The following is a 20,706-nucleotide window of genomic DNA, read 5'->3' as shown; positions in this document are numbered from 1 at the left end:
AAATGCAAATCAGGTTTTTAGGAGCGCTGTAATGCCTGAGATCTACCATTTCTTCCAACAACTGGTTAATGGATTGACCATCGGCAGCACCTATGCCTTGATCGCCATCGGCTACACGATGGTGTACGGCATCATTGGCATGATCAACTTCGCCCACGGCGAGGTGTACATGATCGGTTCCTACGTGGCCTTCATCGCCCTGGCGGGCCTGGCCATGATGGGTATCCATTCGCTGCCGATCCTGATGACCGTCGCCTTCGTCGCGACGATCTTCGTCACCAGTGCCTATGGCTACAGTATCGAACGGGTTGCCTACCGCCCCCTGCGCAACAGCAACCGTCTGATCCCGCTGATTTCTGCCATCGGCATGTCGATCTTCCTGCAGAACACGGTCTTGCTTTCGCAGGACTCCAAGGACAAGTCCATCCCCAACCTGATCCCCGGGAGTTTCTCCTTCGGGCCAGGCGGTGCTGAAGAAGTACTGATCAGCTACATGCAAATCCTGGTGTTCGTCGTCACCCTGGTGGCCATGACCCTGCTCACCCTGTTCATCTCTCGTTCCCGCCTGGGCCGCGCCTGCCGCGCCTGTGCCGAGGACATCAAGATGGCCAACCTGCTGGGCATCAACACCAACAACATCATCGCCCTCACCTTCGTCATCGGTGCCGCCCTGGCTGCCGTGGCGGCCGTGCTGCTGAGCATGCAGTACGGGGTGATCAACCCCAACGCCGGTTTCCTGGTGGGCCTGAAGGCTTTCACCGCGGCGGTACTGGGTGGCATCGGCAGCATCCCGGGCGCCATGCTCGGCGGGCTGGTGCTGGGCGTGGCCGAAGCGTTCGGTGCCGATATCTTCGGCGACCAGTACAAGGACGTGGTGGCATTCGGCTTGTTGGTTCTTGTCCTGCTATTCCGGCCGACCGGCATCCTGGGCCGCCCGGAGGTTGAAAAAGTATGAACAGAAATCTCAAACAGGCGTTCTTCAGCGCCTTGCTGGTCTGGGCCGTGGCCTTCCCGGTACTGGGCCTGAAACTGAGCATCGACGGCATCAGCCTGGTCGTGCACAGTCAGGGCTCGTTCACCATCAGCATCATCGCCGTCTGTTCGGTGCTGATGTTCCTGCGCGTGCTGTTCGACAAGCAGTGGAGTTCGGTGATGGGCCGCCGATCGGATCGCAAGCTGATCCCCCCGGCAGTCAGCAACTACCTCACCCTGCCCAAGACCCAGCGCTATGTCATCATCGGGTTGATCGTGATGGCACTGGTATGGCCGTTCTTCGGCTCTCGCGGTGCGGTCGACATCGCCACGCTGATCCTGATCTACGTGTTGCTGGGCCTGGGCCTGAACATCGTGGTCGGCCTGGCGGGCCTGCTCGACCTCGGCTACGTGGGCTTCTATGCCGTCGGTGCCTACAGCTACGCCATGCTCTCGCATTACCTGGGCTGGAGCTTCTGGGTGTGCCTGCCGATTGCCGGCCTGATGGCTGCCACGTTCGGCTTCCTGCTCGGCTTCCCGGTGCTGCGCCTGCGTGGTGACTACCTGGCGATCGTGACCCTCGGTTTCGGTGAGATCATCCGCCTGTTCCTGCGTAACCTCACCGATTGGACCGGCGGCCCCAACGGCATCAGCAACATCCCCAAGCCGGAGTTCTTCGGCCTGACCTTCGAACGCCGTGCGGCCGAGGGCATGCAGACCTTCCACGAGTTCTTCGGGCTGCAATACAACTCGATCAACAAGGTCATCTTCCTGTACCTGGTGGCCCTGCTGCTGGCCCTGCTGGCGTTGTTCGTGATCAACCGCCTGCTGCGCATGCCGATCGGCCGTGCCTGGGAAGCCCTGCGTGAAGACGAGATCGCCTGCCGTGCTCTGGGCCTGAACCCGACCGTGATCAAGCTCTCGGCATTCACCCTGGGTGCCTGCTTCGCCGGTTTCGCCGGCAGCTTCTTCGCCGCGCGCCAAGGTCTGGTGACGCCGGAGTCGTTCACCTTCATCGAGTCGGCAATCATCCTCGCCATCGTCGTGCTGGGTGGCATGGGCTCACAACTGGGCGTGATTCTCGCGGCCATCGTGATGATCCTGCTGCCTGAGCTGATGCGTGAGTTCAGCGAATACCGCATGCTGATGTTCGGTGCGCTGATGGTGTTGATGATGATCTGGCGTCCGCAAGGCCTGCTGCCTATGCAACGTCCACAGATGGAGCTGCCCCGATGAGCCGCGAAATTCTGCAAGTCAGCGGCCTGAGCATGCGCTTTGGCGGCTTGTTGGCGGTCAACGGCGTGGGCCTGACCGTCAAGGAGAAACAGGTAGTGGCGCTGATCGGCCCGAACGGCGCCGGCAAGACCACCGTGTTTAACTGCCTGACCGGCTTCTACAAGCCCAGCGACGGCACCATCCTGCTCGATGGCCAGCCGATCCAGGGCCTGGCCGGCCACCAGATCGCCCGCAAGGGCGTGGTGCGGACCTTCCAGAACGTGCGCCTGTTCAAGGAAATGACCGCGCTGGAAAACCTGCTGATTGCCCAGCACCGCCACCTCAACACCAACTTCTTCGCCGGCCTGTTCAAGACCCCGAGTTTCCGCCGCAGCGAGAAGGAAGCCTTGGAGCGTGCGCAGTACTGGCTGGAGAAGGTCAACCTGACCGAGTTCGCCAACCGTACCGCCGGCACCCTCGCCTACGGGCAGCAACGCCGCCTGGAAATCGCCCGCTGCATGATGACCCAGCCACGCATCATCATGCTCGATGAACCGGCGGCCGGCCTGAACCCGAAGGAAACCGAAGACCTCAAGGCTCTGATCGCCTACCTGCGTGAGTCGCACAACGTCACCGTGCTGCTGATCGAGCACGACATGAAGCTGGTGATGAGCATTTCCGACCATATCGTGGTGATCAACCAGGGTACCCCCCTGGCCGACGGCACGCCGGAAGAGATCCGCGACAACCCTGACGTGATCAAAGCCTACCTGGGGGAAGCGTAAATGCTGAAGTTTGAAAACGTTTCCACTTTCTACGGCAAGATCCAGGCGCTGCACAGCGTCAACGTAGAGATCAACCAGGGCGAGATCGTCACCCTGATCGGCGCCAACGGTGCCGGCAAGTCGACCTTGCTGATGACCCTGTGCGGTTCGCCGCAGGCGCACAGCGGCAGCATCAAGTACCTGGGCGAAGAGCTGGTAGGCCAGCCGTCCTCGCACATCATGCGCAAGAGCATCGCGGTAGTGCCGGAAGGCCGCCGCGTGTTCGCTCGCCTGACTGTCGAGGAAAACCTGGCCATGGGCGGTTTCTTCACCGACAAGGGCGACTATCAGGAACAACTGGACAAGGTCCTGCAACTGTTCCCGCGCCTGAAAGAGCGTTACATCCAGCGCGGCGGCACCATGTCCGGTGGCGAGCAACAGATGCTGGCCATCGGCCGGGCGCTGATGAGCAAGCCCAAGCTGCTGCTGCTCGACGAGCCTTCGCTGGGCCTGGCGCCGATCATCATCCAGCAGATCTTCGACATCATCGAACAGCTGCGCCGCGATGGCGTGACGGTGTTCCTGGTGGAGCAGAACGCCAACCAGGCGTTGAAGATCGCTGACCGGGCGTACGTGCTGGAGAACGGTCGGGTGGTGATGCAGGGCACCGGTGAGGCACTGCTGACCGACCCGAAGGTACGCGATGCCTACCTCGGGGGTTGAATGAAAAAGGGCCTTCGGGCTAATGCCAGTCAGTTAAGACTGACGCATTGACCTTTAGCCCATAGGCCGCAAAATCCGATGCTTGGAAACGAGCATCGGATTTTTTATGCGCCTGTCAAAAGCCCTGTCCCTCACTCATGAAATGGCATCGCGGCCACATGCCCTCGAAGGGCTTGGAGCCTTGCTTGATCCAGACATTGTGAAACAGGCCTTCGAAACGGCAGGTGTCTCGACTATACGTAAGCGCCGGTTGCCGTTGGAAAGCCTGGTCTGGTGCATCATCGGCATGGCGTTGTTCCGCCGGATGTCGGCTTGGGATGTCGTGAATCACATGGACATCATGCTGCCGGGCAAGCGACCGCTGGTGGCGCCCAGCGCTGTTGTTCAGGGACGGCAACGGCTGGGTAGCGAAGCGGTTCGCGAGGTGTTTTCGCTCACCCAGCAGCGATGGCATGCAGAAGTCCAACACCCTCAATGGTTGGGGTTAACACTTTTGGGTGTGGATGGCGTCGTCTGGAATACCCCCGACACCGCAGAAAATCGGGCGTGCTACGGCGGCGCGACCAATCAGCATGGCGATGGCAGTTACCCTCAAGTCCGAATGGTCTGCCAGATGGAACTGACTAGCCATCTGCTGATAAGCAGTACTTTCGAGAGCTATCACAGTAGCGAAATGAAGCTGGCCGAACAGTTGATCGCTACCACGCCTGATCACTCGCTGACCCTGTTCGATAAAGGTTTCTACTCGTTGGGTTTGCTGCATCACTGGCAATCACAAGGCGAGCAGCGTCATTGGCTTATTCCTTTGAAGAAGGGTAGCCAGTACGAAGTCGAGCACAAGCTTGGGCGCAACGATGCCGTAGTCATTCTGCGCACCTCGCCACAAGCCCGTAAGCAATGGCCCGGCCTGCCGCTGGAGACTCGAGCACGGCTGTTAAGCAAGACGATTAAAGGCAAGGTGGTGAGCGTACTGACCTCAATGGTCGATCCGCTGCGTTTCCCGGGTGATGAGATCGTCGACCTTTACAGTCAGCGTTGGGAAATCGAACTGGGATATCGAGAGATCAAGCAAGGGCTTTTAGGTGGTGAATATACGCTGAGAAGCAAGACGCCGGAGATGATTGCGCAAGAGCTATGGGGCGTACTGCTGGGCTACAACCTGTTGCGTTATCAGATGGTGCAAATGTCTCGACAGTGCCCTGGTGTGTACCCATGCGAGATGAGTTTTACTGCCTGTAGCTGGGCAATACTGGGCTTGCTGCATGGCACATCCTTGAACCACCCCGGAAATTTGCCGGGATTTTTGTCGGATCTGCAGGCTTCGGCGGCACAATATGTCTTGCCACATCGACGGCCTGACCGATGGTTTCCGCGAACGGTGAAGCAACGTCCAGCGAAGTACCCCACCCGAAAATGAAAAATGCCAGTCAGCTTAACTGACTGGCATTAGCCTTCGGGCCCTTTTTTCTGCCCGCAGGACGTGTATCGTGGCCAGCTCTTTGGCAAAGATTCCCCCGGAGCCCGCTCATGCGTCTCACCCCTACCCTGCTGCTCAGTGCCCTGCTGCCCCTGTTCGCTGGCTGCCAGTTACTGGCCGAGAAGCCCCGTGACCCGAACATCGGCACCACGCGCATGCAGGGCGAACTGAGCGCCAACGGCGGCCGCCTGTTGTTCAAGCCCTGCAGCGAAGCACGCCGCTTCGTGATCAACGACGTTGCCGGCACCGGCATCCTGCAGGAGTCCGCCAACCTGGCCAAGGACGCCAACGCCAAGTTGTTCGCCGACGTGCGCGGTCGCCTCACTGGCGCCAAGCAGGCCGACAACGACGGCCAGCTGGAAGTCAGCCGCCTGTACCGCCTGGAACCCTCCACCCGCGCTTGCGACGACCCCAACTTCAAGCAGCTGACCCTGCGCGCCAATGGCCATGAACCGGATTGGGACATCAAGGCCAGCGGCAAGGGCATGGTGCTTAACCGCATCGGCAAAGACCCGCTGCCCCTGCCATTCCTCGAAGAAGAAGTGCCCGGCGGCGGCCTGACCCTGACCAGCGAAGCCAACGGCCAGCACGTGGAACTGTGGGTCGCCCCGCAACGCTGCGTCGACAGCGCCACCGGCGCCGTACGCCACTTGCGCGCCGAACTGCGCATCGACGGCCAGACCCTGCGCGGCTGCGGTTACTACGGTGGTGCGCGCGACAACTGATCGCCGGGCGCTTTTATCCTGCCAGTCGGGGCGGCTAACAGCTTATACTTGGCGGTTTGTGTAAAGCCGCCGGCCGCCCATGGCCGGGATACTGGACCCTGCCATGCTACGAATCACCGAACTGAAGCTGCCCCTGGACCATCCCGACGAAGCGCTGCGCGAAGCCATCGTCCAGCGCCTGGGCATCCGCGACGAGCAACTGCTCAGCTTCAACCTGTTCAAGCGCAGCTACGATGCGCGCAAGAAGAACAGCGAACTGCTGTTCATCTACACCATCGATCTGGAAGCCAGCAACGAGGCCGAGCTGCTCAGCAAGTTCGCCGATGATCGCAACATCGGCCCGGCTCCAGACGTCACCTACAAGTTCGTCGGCCAGGCCCCGGCAGGCCTGCAGGAGCGCCCGATCGTGGTCGGTTTCGGCCCGTGCGGCATCTTTGCCGGCCTGTTGCTGGCACAAATGGGCTTCAAGCCGATCATCCTCGAACGTGGCAAGGAAGTGCGCCAGCGCACCAAGGACACCTGGGGCCTGTGGCGCAAGAGCGTGCTCAACCCCGAGTCCAACGTGCAGTTCGGTGAAGGCGGCGCCGGTACCTTCTCGGACGGCAAGCTGTATAGCCAGATCAAGGACCCGCAACACCACGGCCGCAAAGTGCTGGAAGAATTCGTCAAGGCCGGTGCGCCAGACGAAATCCTGTACATCAACAAGCCGCACATCGGCACCTTCCGCCTCACCGGCATGGTCGAACAGATGCGCCAGGACATGATCGCCCTGGGGGCCGAAGTGCGCTTCCAGGAGAAGGTCACCGACCTGTTGATCGAAGATGGCCAACTGACCGGTGTAGTGCTTGAAAGCGGCGAGCAGTTGCACTCGCGCCATGTGGTATTGGCCCTGGGCCACAGCGCCCGCGACACCTTCCGCATGCTGCACGCCAAAGGTGTCTACATGGAAGCCAAACCGTTCTCGGTGGGCTTCCGTATCGAGCACCCGCAAACGCTGATCGACAAGGCACGCCTGGGCAAGTATGCCGGCCACCCGAAACTGGGTGCCGCCGACTACAAGCTGGTGTACCACGCCAAGAATGGCCGCTCGGTATACAGCTTCTGCATGTGTCCGGGTGGCACCGTGGTCGCGGCCACCAGCGAGCCAGGGCGAGTCGTCACCAACGGCATGAGCCAGTATTCGCGTAACGAGCGCAACGCCAACTCCGGCATCGTCGTCGGCATCGACCCCGAGCGCGACTACCCGGGTGGCCCGTTGGCCGGTATCGAACTGCAGGAGCGCCTGGAGGCGCACGCCTATGTAATGGGCGGCAGCAACTACCAGGCCCCGGCACAGCTGGTGGGTGATTTTGTCGCCGGCCGGCCCTCGACCGCACTGGGCAGTGTCGAGCCGTCCTACAAGCCGGGCGTGACCTTGGGTGACCTGGCGCCGAGCCTGCCGGACTTCGCCATTGAGGCGATCCGTGAAGCACTGCCGGCGTTCGACCGGCAGATCAAGGGCTATAACCTGCATGATGCAGTGTTGACCGGGATCGAGACGCGTACCTCTTCGCCACTGCGGATTACCCGCGGTGAGGATTACCAGAGCCTGAACCTCAAAGGGCTGTTCCCAGCGGGTGAAGGGGCCGGGTACGCGGGCGGGATCCTGTCAGCCGGTGTGGATGGCATTCGCATCGCCGAGGCAGTGGCGCGGGATATGCTCGGCCTCTGATGCTTTATCGACTGACAGGGCCTCTTCGCGGGTAAACCCGCTCCTACACGGAACAATGATCCCCTGTAGGAGCGGGTTTACCCGCGAAAGGGCCCGGTCCGGCATCAGACTATTCCAGCACCTACTCCAGACTTCCCCTCCCCCATCCTTCCCCAAATCCATCTAGGCTTGCCCCAGGCCTGTCAGCAACAACATATAACAAAAACGAATATGTCTTTTGTTTGAAAGCATATCTCTACAGGCTAGGGTGTACGCCCGCACCCTGCGTAAACTGCTCATGGAGGGCCTACAGCCCGTGCGTAGCCTGTTTACCCGATTCTTCCAGCTCGAAGCCGCCAGCGGCCTGCTGCTGATCGCCGCCGCCGTTCTGGCCCTGATCATCAACAACTCGCCACTGTCCGACCTGTACGGCGGCTTGCTCGAGGTACCCGTCGCCATCCAGGTCGGCGCGCTGAACATCGCCAAGCCATTGCTGCTGTGGATCAACGACGGCCTGATGGCCCTGTTCTTCCTGCTCATCGGCCTGGAGGTCAAACGCGAGGTGGTCGACGGTCACCTGTCCAAGCCCTCACAAGTGATTCTGCCTGCCACCGCAGCCGTGGGCGGCATGGTGGTGCCAGCGCTGATCTACTGGTTCATCAACCGTGACAATCCTGCGGCCGTGGCCGGTTGGGCGATCCCTACCGCCACCGACATCGCCTTCGCCCTCGGTGTCCTGGCCCTGCTCGGCAAACGCGTACCGGTGTCACTGAAGTTGTTCCTGATGACCCTGGCGATCATCGACGACCTGGGTGCGATCATTGTCATCGCCCTGTTCTACTCCGGCACCCTGTCGAGTGTGTCGCTGCTGCTGGCTGCGGCCTGTCTGCTGGTGCTGGTGGCGATGAACCGGCTTGGTGTGATCAAGCTTGGCCCGTATATGATCGTTGGCCTGATCCTGTGGGTCTGCGTGCTCAAGAGTGGCGTGCATGCCACCTTGGCCGGTGTCGCCCTGGCCTTTTGCATCCCGCTGCGTACACGCAATGCTGAATCGTCGCCGCTGCTGGCGCTGGAACACGCCCTGCAGCCCTGGGTGGCCTATGCCATCCTGCCAATTTTCGCCTTTGCCAATGCCGGCGTTTCGCTGGCAGGCATGACCGTAGACAGCTTCACCCACCCCGTGCCGATGGGCATCACGATCGGCCTGTTGCTGGGCAAGACCGTGGGGGTTTTCGGCCTGACCTGGGTGGCGGTCAAGCTGCGCCTGGCCGCGCTGCCTGCGGGCGCTGGTTGGGGGCAAATTCTGGGGGTGGCGATACTCTGCGGCATTGGCTTTACCATGAGCCTGTTCGTAGGCTCGCTCGCCTTCGCCCCGGGTAGCAGTGAGTACGCCGGCATGGACCGCATGGGCATTCTTACTGGTTCGTTCTTTGCCGCGGTGATCGGCTACGCCGTCACCGCAATGGCCAGCCGCAAAACCAGCATTGCCTGACTTGGCTGAGGCATGAAAAAACCCCGACTGGCATCAGCCATGTCGGGGTTTTGTTTGACTGCGCTACGGTCAGTGCGAAACGCGGCTGGTACCGTCAACTGTCATGATGCGCACGCGGTCGCCAACGCGGAAGATTTCGTTCTCCTGCACGGCCTGCACATAAGCGCGCATGCTGCCATCATCTTCACGAACGGTAATTTCGACACCTTGGGTACGGGTCAGGCCTTCTTCTGCTGCGGAGCCGGCCAAGCCACCGGCCACGGCACCGATCACGGCAGCCACGATGCTGCCACGGCCACCGCCCACGGCGCTGCCGGCTACGCCACCCACGATGGCACCGGCACCGCCGCCAATTGGGGTCTTGGTGCCCTCGATCTTGACCGGACGCAGGGATTCGATGGTACCCATACGCACGGTTTGCACGCGGCGGGCTTCGTCACGAGAGTAGCTGTCACCGGTCAGGCTCGAGGCACAGCCCCCCAGCAGCAGCGACATGGTGGTAAAGGTCGCCACCAGCAAAGCGGATTTACGCATGGGTAAAGTCTCCATAAGTCAGGTGCTCATTAGACGCTGCACATTGACGGCTGTCACGGTACAAACGTAATAAAATTGTTTTCATTCAGCCGGGGTACAGCCTGCCGGGCTGTGTCGAAGGCCTTTCAAGTGAGACCAAGAATAGCCATGGATTACTTCATCGTCGTGGTCACCACCGTTGCGGGACTGTATTTCCACTGGTGGTTGTATGTGCGCATGCGCCGCTGGATGGACCGCGACCTGGCGTTGTCGCTGGCAGGGACCGATCCTGAAAAACGCGCGTTCATGCTGGAAAGGTTGGCGCAGGCGCGGCAGGAGAAGGTGGGGCGTAAGCAACTGGCGGGGTGGTTGGAGCGCGAGGCAGCAGGTTATACGGGGTAGCTTGATCAATGGCTGGGGCCGCTTGGCGGCCCCGGTTGCTCAGGGCGCCAGCCGCTCTCGCAGCCACTGCCCATCCACCAGTCGATAGTTCAACCGGTCATGCAGGCGGCTTGGCCGCCCCTGCCAGAACTCGATGCGCTCGGGCAACAACCGGTACCCCCCCCAATGCTCAGGGCAGTGCGGCTGGGTGTCGGAGAAACGCGCTTCGGTGGCCTTTACCAGGCTCTCCAACTCTTCGCGCCCGGCAATCACGCGGCTCTGTGGCGAAGCCCAGGCCCCCAGGCGACTGCCCAGCGGGCGCACCTGGTAGTAGGCATCCGACTCCTGCGCCGTGACCTTCTGCACCCGACCCTCGATGCGCACCTGACGCTCCAGCGCAGGCCAGAAGAAGGTCATTGCCGCAAAGGGGTTGGCTTGCAGTTGCTGACCCTTGGCGCTGTCGTAGTTGGTGAAGAAGGTGAAACCCTGCTCGTCGAGCCCCTTCAACAGCAATACACGGCAATGCGGGCGACCTTCGCCGTCCACGGTGGCCAAGGTCATGGCGTTGGCTTCCACCGGTACCTGCTCGGTTTTCACCGCATCGGCGAACCACTGGTGGAACAGGGCGAACGGCTCCCCTGGTGCCTGGGCTTCGGCCAGGCCATCACGGGTGTAATCGCGGCGCATATCGGCCAGGGATTGGGTCATTACTGCGGTTCCTTGACGATCAGTTGGTCTTCGCAGGGCTGTTGGCAGCTACTTTCTTGTCAACGGCAGCTTTCTTGGCTGCAGGCTTGGCCGGCGCAGCTTTTTTCTTGGCTGCAGTCTTCGCAGGCGTTTTGGCCTTGGCTACCGGTTTCTTCGCCGCAGCCTTGACGGCCGGTTTGCTGCCAGCGGCCTTGGAGGCGGGTGCCTTGGCATCCTGCACCGCCACCATCGAGGCCGGGGCGGGTGCCGGGGCGGCCTGCTGGTACTTGGCCAGCAGCGCGACCATGGTGTTTTGCGGAGTCAGCAACATTTCCACGCGGCGGTTCAGGGCGCGCCCCTCGGCACTGTCGTTGGCAGCGCGCGGCATCACCGAACCCATGCCCTTGAGGGTCAGGCGGTCACGCTGCAGGCCGCTGAGGCGGAAGATGGCCGATACCGAAGCGGCGCGCTCCAGGCTGAGCTTCTGGTTGGCAACGGCGGCGCCGCTGCTGTCGGCATGGCCCAGTACCAGCACGGCAGTCTTGGGGTCGCCTTCGACAGTCTTGGCAACGCGGGTAATCGGGCCCAGGGACATGGGCAGCAACATGTTCGGGCGATCAGGATTGTACGAGCTGTCCACCGGCAGGGTTACCGCCAGCACGTTGTCACGACGCTCCAGCTCCAGCTTGCTGTCCTTGATCGCTTCGCGCAGCTTGGGCTCGTATTCGTCCAGCCAGGCCTGCGTGGCCTTCTGATCGATCTTCGGTACCACCGGCCCCTTGGCTTGCTTGTCGTCACCGCCAAACGGCCACCACCAGCGGCTGGAGCTTTCGGATTTGGCATCGGCTTTGGCCACGTTTTCAGTGACGGCTGACTTCACTTCCTGCTCGGCAACCTTGTCCGAACCGAAAGGCCACCAGCTGGAGCCACCTTCCTTGGAGCCGTCCGGGGAGTGGCTGGCGCAGCCGGTAACGGCGGTCAGGCACAGGGCGAGTGCTAAGGTTTTATGTGAAGACATCAGCGATACACCATGAAATAGAAAGATATTTTGCCTACGAACTTCAGGCGTTGGCATTGAGAATAGTCAAAGGGGGGTGGCAATACCCGCATTACCCGATCAAAGGCAACTGGCAAGGACGCGTACCAGTTTCTGGGCGCGTGGGTCCATCAGCACATAAGGGCCGAGGGTATTGACCACAAAACCGAAGGCCACATCGTACTCCGGGTCGGCAAAACCGACCGAACCACCGGCACCAGGGTGGCCAAAGGCGCGGGCGCCGAGACCAAAGGTGGCATTGGCCACATCGGGCTGGTCGAGCATGCAACCCAGGCCGAAACGGGTCTGGGTGAGCAAGGTACGGTCCTGGCCAAGGCTATGCTCGCGAGTCAGCTCATCGAGCAGTTCGGATTCAAGCAGGCTGCCGTCCAGCAGCCCGGCATAGAACCCCGCCAGGCTGCGTGCGTTGCCATGGCCATTGGCCGCTGGCTGCTGCATGCGTCGCCATTCCGGTTTGTTGGTGCTGGTCAGTATCGCGGGTGGGTTGGTAAAGGCACGGGTCGACAGCGCCTCAGGCTCGCGCATGGTCACCTGCAGCAAGCGTTGCGCTGCGCTGTCTCCAGCATTGCCCTTGCCACGGGCGATATGCGCCACGCGGTGGAACTCCTCGTCGGCCAGGCCAACATGGAAATCCAGCCCCAATGGGCGGGCGGTGCGGGCCACGATCGAGTCGCCAGGGCCACGGCCGTCGGCACGGCGAATCAGCTCGCCGATCAGCCAGCCATAGGTGATGGCGGCATAGCCGTGTTCTGTGCCTGGCGTCCACCACGGTGTCTCGGCTGCCAGGGCATCGACCATGAACTGCCAGTCATACAAGGCTTCAGCCGGCAACAGCTTGCGTATGGCCGGTAAGCCGGCACGGTGGCTGAGTAGCTGACGCAAGGTGATCGACTGCTTACCCGCCTGGGCGAACTCGGGCCAGTAGTTGGCCACCGGGGCATCGAGGGCCAGCTTGCCCTCGCCGACCAGCTGCAGGGCGGTAACGGCCGCAAAGGTCTTGGTGCAGGAGAACAGGTTGGCGATGGTATCGCTGTGCCAGGCCTGCTGGCCGTCCTTGTCGGCACTGCCGGCCCACAGGTCAACGACGGTTTCGCCACCCACCTGGATGCACAGCGCGGCGCCACGCTCCTGGGGATCATCGAACAGCGCGGCAAAAGCTTCGCGCACAGCTTCGAACTTCAGCTCATAGTGACCCTGGATCTGCACCCGCTGCTCTCCGTACGACCATATCCAAAAAGGTGTGCATTGTTTCAGTAGTTGGGTGTTTTGCAAACTGGCTTGGGCCAAGTGGTCGCGACACAAGGCCGCTCTCACCTGGGTTGACTGCATCTGCCTGATCTCAGGGGGCCGGTTTTTCCAGCTCGGCACGCAGTTGGTTCATGGTTTGCAGATTGCTTTTGCGCACGGCATCGACAAACCCTGGATAGGGCATATCGGTAATCGCCACCAGCCCCAGGTGGCCGTTCTCACCATCGAGCAGGCGACCGCTGGCCGGTTGGTCGAGGTACTGGAACCAGTGCGCGCCAACGATCATCGGCTGCGCCATGGCTGCCTTGAGGAAGTTTGCATAGGCCGGGCCGCGATCCTCTTCCCGCGCCAGCTCCAATGGCCCCGGCCAGAACGGCCCGCGATCACGCGAGCCGAACTGGAACTCGGACACCAGCACCGGCTTGTCCAGCTCTGCCAGGCGGGCAAAGTCGTAGCCGTCCTGTGGCTTGAGGGTATAGAAGTTGAAGCTCAGTACATCGCAGAACTCGGCACAGGCCTTGACCGCTTCCGGCGTACTAACTGCATAGCGGCCACCCAGGAGCATGTGATTGGGCGCATGCCATTTCAACGAATCGGAAATGGTCTTGAAGTAGGTCTCGGCAAATACCCGCTGGAAGTGCTGGTAGTCACGTTCGATTTCCGGGTGCTCCGGGTCAGGCAACGGCGCCTCGAAGCCAGGATCTTCCATGAGTTCCCAGGCGGTCAGTTCGATGCCCCAGGCCTTGGACAACCCTTCCTGGTTGCGATACTTGTCGCGCAACTGCTTGAGGAATGCGCGTTTGGCTGGCACATCGGTGGTCAGGCGCAAGGTGCCGTAGGCCAGGCCATAACGGCTCTTGGGGTCGCTTCCAGGGGCGGCCCATGCCAGTTCGTTATCGGCGAAGTAGCCGATGAGCCAAGGGTCGTCACGGTGATCACGAGCGGCGATGGCCACGGCACGCTCGGTGGCCATGGCAAAACGCGGGTCGAACGGGTCGGGCATGCGGCCCCACCAGTCCATGCCCGTGCTGATGCTGGCGTAGTCGCCTACGATCGACAGCGGCAAGGTATACGGCATGCGTCTGGCTTGGCCAAGCGTCGGCTCGCTCCAGTTGCCAACAGTGTTGAACCCCCAGGCCTGAAGGCGATCAAGCGCATGCGCCTGCCAGCGGTCGGCATCCAGCACCGGCGGCGCGCAATCGGCTGGCTGGCCCTCCACTGCGGGCGGACAGGGTTTGCCATAGGTACGCTGCAGGTTGGCGGCGTAGAAGTCGAACCAGCGCCCCTGCTTGAAATTGCGCCCTTGCGACGAGGCATTGCCATCGTCGTTGTTGCTTTCGCCATAGAACGCGGCCAGTGCATCGCCCTCAGCGGGCAAGGCCTTGAACATGCCTTCGCGCCCGGCGACATACGTACGCCCGCCGTCTGCCGCCACGGCGTTCACACCCAGGGAATAGAACGGGTGCCCATCCGGCGTTACCAGGTACCAGCGGCCATCACGCTTTTCAGTGCGAAAGAAGCCCTTGGCTGCAAAGGCCGGACCGCCCACCAGGCCACCGTAAGCGTCCAGCTGCTGCTTGCCGCGCTCTGCCAACCAGCCCTTGAGCTGTTGCTGTTCACGGGTATCGGCCGCCTTGAGCTGCTCGTCACTGGATACCTTCTCGGGCCAGTTACCGCGAGTCGACTGGCCATAAGCATCAATCAGCTCGTGGTAGGCCGCCCTGTACGCCTGGTCGTCATCCTGGATACCGACACGCTCGATCAGCAGGCTCTGCGCCACCTTGGGGCTGGGGATGCTCAGGCTGACCGAGGTCACCTGCTTGAGGTCGACTGCACCGGCACTGCTGGTCAAAAGGAGGCGCTGACCACCATGGTTCCAGGGCATCGGCGGGCCGGCGCGCATGCCCTGGTCCAGCGGCGAACTGGCCGTCAGGGGCACCATTACGGTTTGCGCGGGGCCAGCGGGCAGGTCGATACGGCTGGTCAAGACGCGGCCATCGCTGCCTTGCACTGTGACATCCACGGTCAATGCCCAATCCATGGCACTTTGCAGGCGCAAGGTCAGGAACTGCCCGGCGGACCAGTCCCACACCCCGCTCTGCGGGCTCAGGCGCAGGGTCGGCTGCTGGGCCGGGTTGAACACCACACGCCGCAACACCTCGCCCTCGGCCGTTTGTTCCGCGTTGTACTGCGGCATGCCGGCATCCACCGTCGCCACATTGACCACCGAAGCCGGGCGCACGAAGCTGAACAGCGTTTGCTGCCCGGCCAGCAAGGGCGAACTGCACAACAAGGCGAATACGGCGGGCAGGGTGCGGCGGATCATAAGGCTGGGGCTCTCCTTCAGGACCCTGATGGGTCCAAGACGAGTAATGGACAATGCGCCGGCGCAAGTGCTCCGGCGATCAGGAAATTTCCCGCCGGAACGGCGGCAGCGCATTGAGAATAGCCTTGCCGTAGCGCTGCGTGACCAAGCGCCGGTCAAGCAAGGTGATAACGCCGCGATCCTGCTCGGTACGCAGAAGGCGGCCGCAGGCCTGGATCAGCTTCAACGAGGCGTCAGGCACGGCAATTTCCATGAACGGGTTGCCGCCACGTGCCTCGATCCACTCGGCCAGCGCAGCTTCGACCGGGTCGTCGGGCACAGCAAAGGGAATCTTGGCGATGACCACGTGCTCGCAATACGCGCCCGGCAGGTCGACACCCTCGGCAAAGCTGGCCAGGCCGAACAGCACGCTGTGCTGGCCATCGTCGACCCGCGCCTTGTGCTTGTTCAGTGTTTCCTGCTTTGAAAGGTTGCCCTGGATGAGCACCAGCTTGCGCCAGTCACGGTCCAGACCGTCAAACACATCCTGCATCTGCTTGCGTGACGAGAACAACACCAGCGCGCCACGGGCATCTTCGACGATGTTCGGCAGTTCGCGGATGATCGCCGCGGTGTGCGCTGCTGCATCGCGTGGGTCGGCCTGCAGGTCGGGGACCCGCAACAGGCCGGCATCGCCATGCACGAACGGGCTGGGCACCACGCAGGTGACTGCGTCGCGCGGCAACCCCGAACGCATGCGGAAACGGTCGAACTTGCCTAGCGCGGTCAATGTCGCCGAGGTCACCAGCGCGCCGTGGGCCACGCTCCACAGGCTGCGCCGCAGCATATCGGCGGCGAGGATGGGGCTGGCGTTGACTTCGATGTCGAACAGCGCGCCACTTTCGGCCAAGGTCAGCCAGCGCGCCATGGGCGGGCTGTCTTCCGGGTCTTCGGCGGTGAAGGCCGTCCACAGCTCCCAGTTGCCCTGGGCACGGGTGACCAGGCTGCCGAACAGCGGATACCACTCTTCGGCCTGGTGGCTGGCGATGCCGATATTGACCTCGCCGTCCATGCCTTCCTTGAGCAGGTCAGCCAGGCGGGTGAACAGATCGTTGAGGCGGGCAAAGCCCTTTTTCAGTTCGATGCCCACTTCACGAATCTGCTCCGGCACCACCCCACCCTCGAAACGGTAACGCGGGCGCTCACGGCCTTCGGTGTCCTCGCTGGGACGGAAGTCAGCCACCTGTTCACAAAGGGTGAACATGAACTGCTGCTGGGTGCGTACTTCTCGCGCCAGCTCCGGCACCTGCTCGATGTACTTGCCCAGGTCGCCGGGCAGCGGATGCTGGGCCAGCAATTTGGTCAGGTTCTTGGCGGTCTGCTCCAGCCAGTCGGCGGTGGAACGCAGCCGCGAATAGTGGGCGAAATGGCCGATCGCCTTGTCTGGCAGATGATGGCCTTCGTCGAACACGTACATGGTATCGCGCGGGTCGGGTAACACCGCACCGCCACCCAGGGCCAGGTCGGCCAGGACCATGTCGTGGTTGGTGACGATCACATCGACCTTGCCCATGCCTTCGCGGGCCTTGTAGAACACGCACTGCTGGAAGTTGGGGCAGTGGCGGCCGGTGCACTGGCTGTGGTCGGTGGTCAGCCGTGCCCAGTCCTGGTCTTCCAGGGCCTCTGGCCAGCTGTCACGGTCACCGTCCCAGCGGTTGCCGGCAAGCTTCTCGATCATGCTGTTGAACAGCTTCTGGCTGCGCTCGTCGACTTCGATGCGGAAGCCTTCTTCCTCGAACAACTGAGCCGTGGCTGACTGGGCGTGGCCTTCCTGCAACAGGATGTCGAGCTTGGACAGGCACAGATAGCGGCCACGGCCCTTGGCCAGGGCGAAGCTGAAGTTGAGGCCGCTGCTGCGCATCAGGTCGGGCAGGTCCTTGAAGACGATCTGTTCCTGCAGGGCCACGGTGGCCGTGGCGATCACCAGGCGTTTGCCGGCGGCCTTGGCTGCCGGGATGGCCGCCAGGCTGTAGGCTACCGTCTTGCCGGTACCGGTGCCCGCTTCCACGGCCACCACGGCAGGCTCGCCAGCGCGGCGGCCTTCATCGTCGCAGGCAATGTCGCCAAGCACCTTGGCCACTTCGGCGATCATCAGGCGCTGGCCATAGCGCGGCTTGAGGCTCTTGGCTTCGAGAAAACGCGAATAGGCGCCCTGGATAGTGGCTTTGAGTTCGTTGCTGATCATGGTCTGCAGGCGCCCGAAGGGCTGGATATATTTTCAGTGTTTCACATGGGGCGGCTATCATAACCCGCTATTGCCCTTTCTGCCGCATGGAGATCCGAATGCTCGCCTTTGCCCTGCCCTACACACTGCATGTTCTGGCCGCACTCGTATGGGTCGGCGGCATGTTCTTCGCTTGGCTGGTGCTGCGCCCGGCAACGGTTGCAGCCCTTGAAGGGCCTGCCCGCCTGCGCTTGTGGGTGGAAGTTTTCCGACGCTTCTTCGGCTGGGTCTGGCTGGCGGTGGCGATTTTGGCGATAAGTGGTATCGGCATGTTGCACATGCGCTTCAGCGGTTTCGAGACGGCGCCCAGGTACGTGCACGTGATGATCGGTGGCGGGATCGCCATGCTTGCCTTGTTCATGCGCATTCAGGCGTTGCTGCTGCCGGAATTGAAGGCAGCGGTGCAGGCCGAGGACTGGCCGACGGGGGCGGCGGTACTCGGGCGCATTCGGAGGATGGTGGGTATCAATCTGCTGCTGGGGCTGGCCGTGGTTGCGGTGGCCAGTTCGCGGCTGGTGATCTGACAGGCGCTGCGTGCAAACAGCAGTGAAGCAGGTGCCACGATGGATGGCACCGGCGTTGCCAGTGTTCGCGGGCAAGCCCACTCCTGCAAGGGAGCAGCGAGAATTAGTACGCTGCAAGATCAGTTCACCCGCGGCGCCTCCCGCGGACGGGGAATGGACATGACATGGAAGATTCCCGTCAACAGGATTTGCAAACGGTCAAACCAACGGTGACTGCGCCCGCGCAGGCTGCGATTGAAGAACAGCACTTCAAGTAGGTGCAGGCCAAACAAGACGATGCCTGCGGCATTGATCAGCAGATTGAAGGGCAAGGGTTGTGGCATCAGCTGATTGAACAGCACCACCCCCCAGAAAGCGACCGTCAGGACCTTGCCCAGGCCCAGGATGAACTTCATACCACGCCCCTATAGATGGTTGTCATGTCGAGGTGGCCTGATCGAGCAAACTGTGCGAACAACATTAACGGCAATGCCGAGGCAGGCGCCAGCACCACTCAGTTGAGGTGCAGCTCCACCCGTCGGTTGCGCGCACGGCCCTCCTCGGTTTCGTTGTCGGTAACCGGCTCGCTTTCCCCACGGCCCTGGCTGGTGACCTTGCCCATCTCCAGACCCTGGCCGATCAGGTACTCGGCAACGCTGCTGGCGCGGCGTTCGGAAAGTGCCTGGTTGTAGCTGTCGGAGCCCACACTGTCGGTGTGCCCGATCACACGAACCTTGGCCACCGTCGGTGAATTGAGCTTCTCCACGAGGCCTTGCAGGCGTTGCTGGGCCGCCGGCGTCAGTTCGGCGGAGTCGAAGGCGAACATCACCGCGCCGTTGTCATCGAGGGTGATCACCTCTGGCGAGGATTCGGGTGCACTGGCAGGTGGCGCGGCCGGGTACTGTTTCAGTGGGCAACCCATGTGGTCGACCGCCGTGTTGGCCGGGGTCTCGGGGCAGTGATCGCGCCGGTCGAAAATGCCGTCACCATCTTCGTCACCGTCCTGGGCGTAACAAATCAGCCCGCCGGCGATGGCGCCCAAGGCGCCACCACCGGCAGCCCAGGAAGAACTCTCGATGGCACCAAGGCCACCACCGACCAAGCCGCCCAGCAGGCTGCAGATGGGCCAGGTCCTTTGATTGAGGGGCGCGCTGCCATCGCTGTGCGTAGCGCAGCCCGTGAGCAGGCTGGCAGCCACCAACAGCGGCAAAGCCGCCTTCGACGTCACACTCATGCTGAATGCTCCTGTGTCATTGGCCACAAACGGCTGGCCGGCATGAAGACGCGCCCGTGCCACTGCTCAAGGCACGGGCGCCTGCCGTCTTACCGCTGGATCTTGATCTCGGTACGACGGTTCATGGCACGCCCTTCGGCCGTGGCGTTGTCTGCCACCGGCTGGGTTTCACCCGCGCCGACCACCGAAACGAAGCTACTGCGCGGTACACCGCTCTCGACCAGGTAATCGGTCACCGAATGGGCACGGCGCTCGGACAGTTTCTGGTTGTAGCTGTCGGAACCGACGCTGTCGGTATGGCCGCTGACGCTAAGGCGGGCAGAGGGCGCTTCCTGCTTCAGGCGCGTGGCAATGGTATTGAGGCGCTCTTTGTCACTGGCAGTCAGGCGCGCAGAATCGAACTCGAAGTGCACGTCGCGGATGACAATGACTTCTTCCTTCTGCACCACCACTTCTTCGACCACCGCAACCGGCTCAGGCGGGCATCCGTTGGCATCGACCTGCACACCACGCGGGGTGCCAGGGCACTTGTCACGGCTGTCTGGCACGCCGTCGCCATCCTCGTCGCCATCGCCATGGGCCCAGCAATAGCCCGCCGCCAGGCCACCGCCCAGCAACGCACCCCAGCCAGCCCAGCTGGAGCTTTCGATGGCGCCCAGGGCGGCGCCGCCTACACCCCCGACGGCGGCACATTTCGGCCAGTCGGTTTTTTGCAAACCTGCACAACCAGTCAACACACTGGTGAGCAGTACCAGGGGTAACGCTGTGCGTACTATGCTCATTTCATTGCTTCTCCTAGGGGGAATCGGCATAAGGCCGATCTCTGGGAGTAAAGACCGCGCATTCCAACCCTGCCAGCAATAAGCTACGACACGGTCACATGCCTCTTTGCCCGCACGCCGCAGCCCGCTAGTCTTGGATGACTTGAACGAGGAATGGCAATGACCGAAGGTTTCTCCAAACGCACCCCGCAACAGGCCCTGGCAGCCCTGCTCGAGCGCTTCACTCCACAACGGCTGCTGCTGGTAGGTACGCGCTTTCCGGCGCTGGACGCCTTCGCCCAGGCACACCCCCAGGTCACCATCGACACCGCCGCCCCAGGCCCGCTGCCAGCCGAACTGGCCGCCAAGCGCTTTGACCTGGCGGTACTGGTGGACTGCCTGGAACACTTGCCCAAGCGCACCGGCCTGGAGCTGCTCGGCGGCATTCGCAACCTCAATGCCAGCCGGGTTGCAGTGCTGGCCGACCTGGCTGCCTGCGGCTGGCAGGACACCGACTTTTTCGCCCTGGCCATGTCGGCCAGCGAGAAATTCTGCCGTGACCAACAGGTTTTGAGCCTGTTCACCTATGATCTACATGACTATAAGCAGGTCCCGGACTGGCTCAATGCCAGGTTCTGGGCCAACCCTGAAAACTTCGGCAAGTACTGGTGGTGA

Annotated in this window: 20 protein-coding genes; 11 read left to right on the top strand and 9 right to left on the bottom strand. The window is 62.2% G+C overall.

Annotated features, from left to right (window positions below; genetic code table 11):
* The first annotated feature begins 31 nt into the window (after positions 1–31).
* The 8 genes from livH (at position 32) to nhaA (ending at position 9,058) form a co-directional block, all read left to right on the top strand.
* On the top strand, positions 32–955 hold the full coding sequence (gene livH, locus PRJ_RS06090) for a high-affinity branched-chain amino acid ABC transporter permease LivH (protein WP_008097482.1): 924 nt from the start codon (positions 32–34) through the stop codon (positions 953–955).
* Positions 952–2,208 (top strand): high-affinity branched-chain amino acid ABC transporter permease LivM, encoded by a 1,257-nt coding sequence (locus tag PRJ_RS06085; RefSeq protein WP_104960934.1) that lies wholly within the window; start codon positions 952–954, stop codon positions 2,206–2,208. The genes livH and PRJ_RS06085 overlap by 4 nt, the downstream gene beginning before the upstream one ends.
* Positions 2,205–2,972, top strand: coding sequence for a high-affinity branched-chain amino acid ABC transporter ATP-binding protein LivG (gene livG, locus PRJ_RS06080; protein WP_020192376.1), 768 nt, complete (start codon positions 2,205–2,207; stop codon positions 2,970–2,972). Before PRJ_RS06085 ends, livG begins: the two co-directional genes overlap by 4 nt.
* Positions 2,973–3,674, top strand: coding sequence for an ABC transporter ATP-binding protein (locus PRJ_RS06075; protein WP_003254879.1), 702 nt, complete (start codon positions 2,973–2,975; stop codon positions 3,672–3,674).
* 106 nt (positions 3,675–3,780) lie between these two features.
* Positions 3,781–5,091, top strand: a complete 1,311-nt coding sequence (locus PRJ_RS06070) for an IS4 family transposase (RefSeq protein ID WP_104960600.1) — start codon at positions 3,781–3,783, stop codon at positions 5,089–5,091.
* Positions 5,092–5,201: 110 nt separating this feature from the next.
* On the top strand, positions 5,202–5,876 hold the full coding sequence (locus PRJ_RS06065; RefSeq protein ID WP_104886598.1) for a COG3650 family protein: 675 nt from the start codon (positions 5,202–5,204) through the stop codon (positions 5,874–5,876).
* Between the two features lie 103 nt (positions 5,877–5,979).
* Entirely contained in the window at positions 5,980–7,587 is a 1,608-nt protein-coding gene (locus PRJ_RS06060; protein WP_019750617.1) for an NAD(P)/FAD-dependent oxidoreductase, read from the top strand.
* Between the two features lie 277 nt (positions 7,588–7,864).
* A complete protein-coding gene (gene nhaA / locus PRJ_RS06055) occupies positions 7,865–9,058 on the top strand; it encodes a Na+/H+ antiporter NhaA (RefSeq protein WP_177413599.1) in 1,194 nt (397 codons plus the stop codon).
* A 69-nt stretch (positions 9,059–9,127) separates the two neighbouring features.
* On the opposite strand, the gene PRJ_RS06050 is transcribed toward nhaA, so the two are convergent.
* Complete coding sequence (locus PRJ_RS06050) at positions 9,128–9,592, bottom strand: glycine zipper 2TM domain-containing protein (protein WP_009684613.1); 465 nt, start codon at positions 9,590–9,592, stop codon at positions 9,128–9,130.
* A gap of 147 nt (positions 9,593–9,739) precedes the next feature.
* Here PRJ_RS06050 and PRJ_RS06045 point away from each other — a divergent pair, with 147 nt between their 5' ends.
* Entirely contained in the window at positions 9,740–9,973 is a 234-nt protein-coding gene (locus tag PRJ_RS06045) for a hypothetical protein (RefSeq protein WP_104960932.1), read from the top strand.
* Positions 9,974–10,012: 39 nt separating this feature from the next.
* On the opposite strand, the gene pdxH is transcribed toward PRJ_RS06045, so the two are convergent.
* From pdxH to dinG, 5 genes are all read right to left on the bottom strand, one after another.
* Positions 10,013–10,660, bottom strand: a complete 648-nt coding sequence (pdxH, locus tag PRJ_RS06040; RefSeq protein WP_064492950.1) for a pyridoxamine 5'-phosphate oxidase — start codon at positions 10,658–10,660, stop codon at positions 10,013–10,015.
* 19 nt (positions 10,661–10,679) lie between these two features.
* Complete coding sequence (locus PRJ_RS06035) at positions 10,680–11,657, bottom strand: OmpA family protein (protein ID WP_104960931.1); 978 nt, start codon at positions 11,655–11,657, stop codon at positions 10,680–10,682.
* A gap of 99 nt (positions 11,658–11,756) precedes the next feature.
* Complete coding sequence (locus PRJ_RS06030; protein ID WP_004576208.1) at positions 11,757–12,902, bottom strand: EstA family serine hydrolase; 1,146 nt, start codon at positions 12,900–12,902, stop codon at positions 11,757–11,759.
* 133 nt (positions 12,903–13,035) lie between these two features.
* Positions 13,036–15,270 carry a beta-galactosidase gene (locus PRJ_RS06025; RefSeq protein ID WP_104960930.1) on the bottom strand — a complete coding sequence of 745 codons (2,235 nt, stop codon included), beginning with the start codon at positions 15,268–15,270 and terminating at the stop codon, positions 13,036–13,038.
* A 79-nt stretch (positions 15,271–15,349) separates the two neighbouring features.
* Positions 15,350–17,494 carry an ATP-dependent DNA helicase DinG gene (gene dinG / locus PRJ_RS06020; RefSeq protein WP_003254889.1) on the bottom strand — a complete coding sequence of 715 codons (2,145 nt, stop codon included), beginning with the start codon at positions 17,492–17,494 and terminating at the stop codon, positions 15,350–15,352.
* 98 nt (positions 17,495–17,592) lie between these two features.
* Between dinG and PRJ_RS06015 the strand changes: the two genes are divergently transcribed.
* Positions 17,593–18,057, top strand: a complete 465-nt coding sequence (locus tag PRJ_RS06015) for a CopD family protein (protein ID WP_021785832.1) — start codon at positions 17,593–17,595, stop codon at positions 18,055–18,057.
* Between the two features lie 119 nt (positions 18,058–18,176).
* On the opposite strand, the gene PRJ_RS06010 is transcribed toward PRJ_RS06015, so the two are convergent.
* The 3 genes from PRJ_RS06010 to PRJ_RS06000 form a co-directional block, all read right to left on the bottom strand.
* The gene (locus PRJ_RS06010; RefSeq protein ID WP_003254892.1) at positions 18,177–18,452 is read right to left on the bottom strand and encodes a DUF1145 domain-containing protein; all 276 of its coding nucleotides are present in this window, start codon (positions 18,450–18,452) and stop codon (positions 18,177–18,179) included.
* Positions 18,453–18,550: 98 nt separating this feature from the next.
* Complete coding sequence (locus PRJ_RS06005) at positions 18,551–19,270, bottom strand: OmpA family protein (protein ID WP_104960929.1); 720 nt, start codon at positions 19,268–19,270, stop codon at positions 18,551–18,553.
* Between the two features lie 89 nt (positions 19,271–19,359).
* A complete protein-coding gene (locus tag PRJ_RS06000) occupies positions 19,360–20,052 on the bottom strand; it encodes an OmpA family protein (protein ID WP_010952284.1) in 693 nt (230 codons plus the stop codon).
* A 159-nt stretch (positions 20,053–20,211) separates the two neighbouring features.
* On the opposite strand from PRJ_RS06000, the gene PRJ_RS05995 reads away from it, so the two are divergent.
* Positions 20,212–20,706 (top strand): DUF6231 family protein, encoded by a 495-nt coding sequence (locus tag PRJ_RS05995; RefSeq protein WP_020191311.1) that lies wholly within the window; start codon positions 20,212–20,214, stop codon positions 20,704–20,706.

Source organism: Pseudomonas sp. XWY-1 (genome assembly GCF_002953115.1).
In the GTDB taxonomy this organism is placed as follows: Bacteria; Pseudomonadota; Gammaproteobacteria; order Pseudomonadales; family Pseudomonadaceae; genus Aquipseudomonas; species Aquipseudomonas alloputida.
This window is presented reverse-complemented; position numbering and strand designations above follow the sequence as displayed.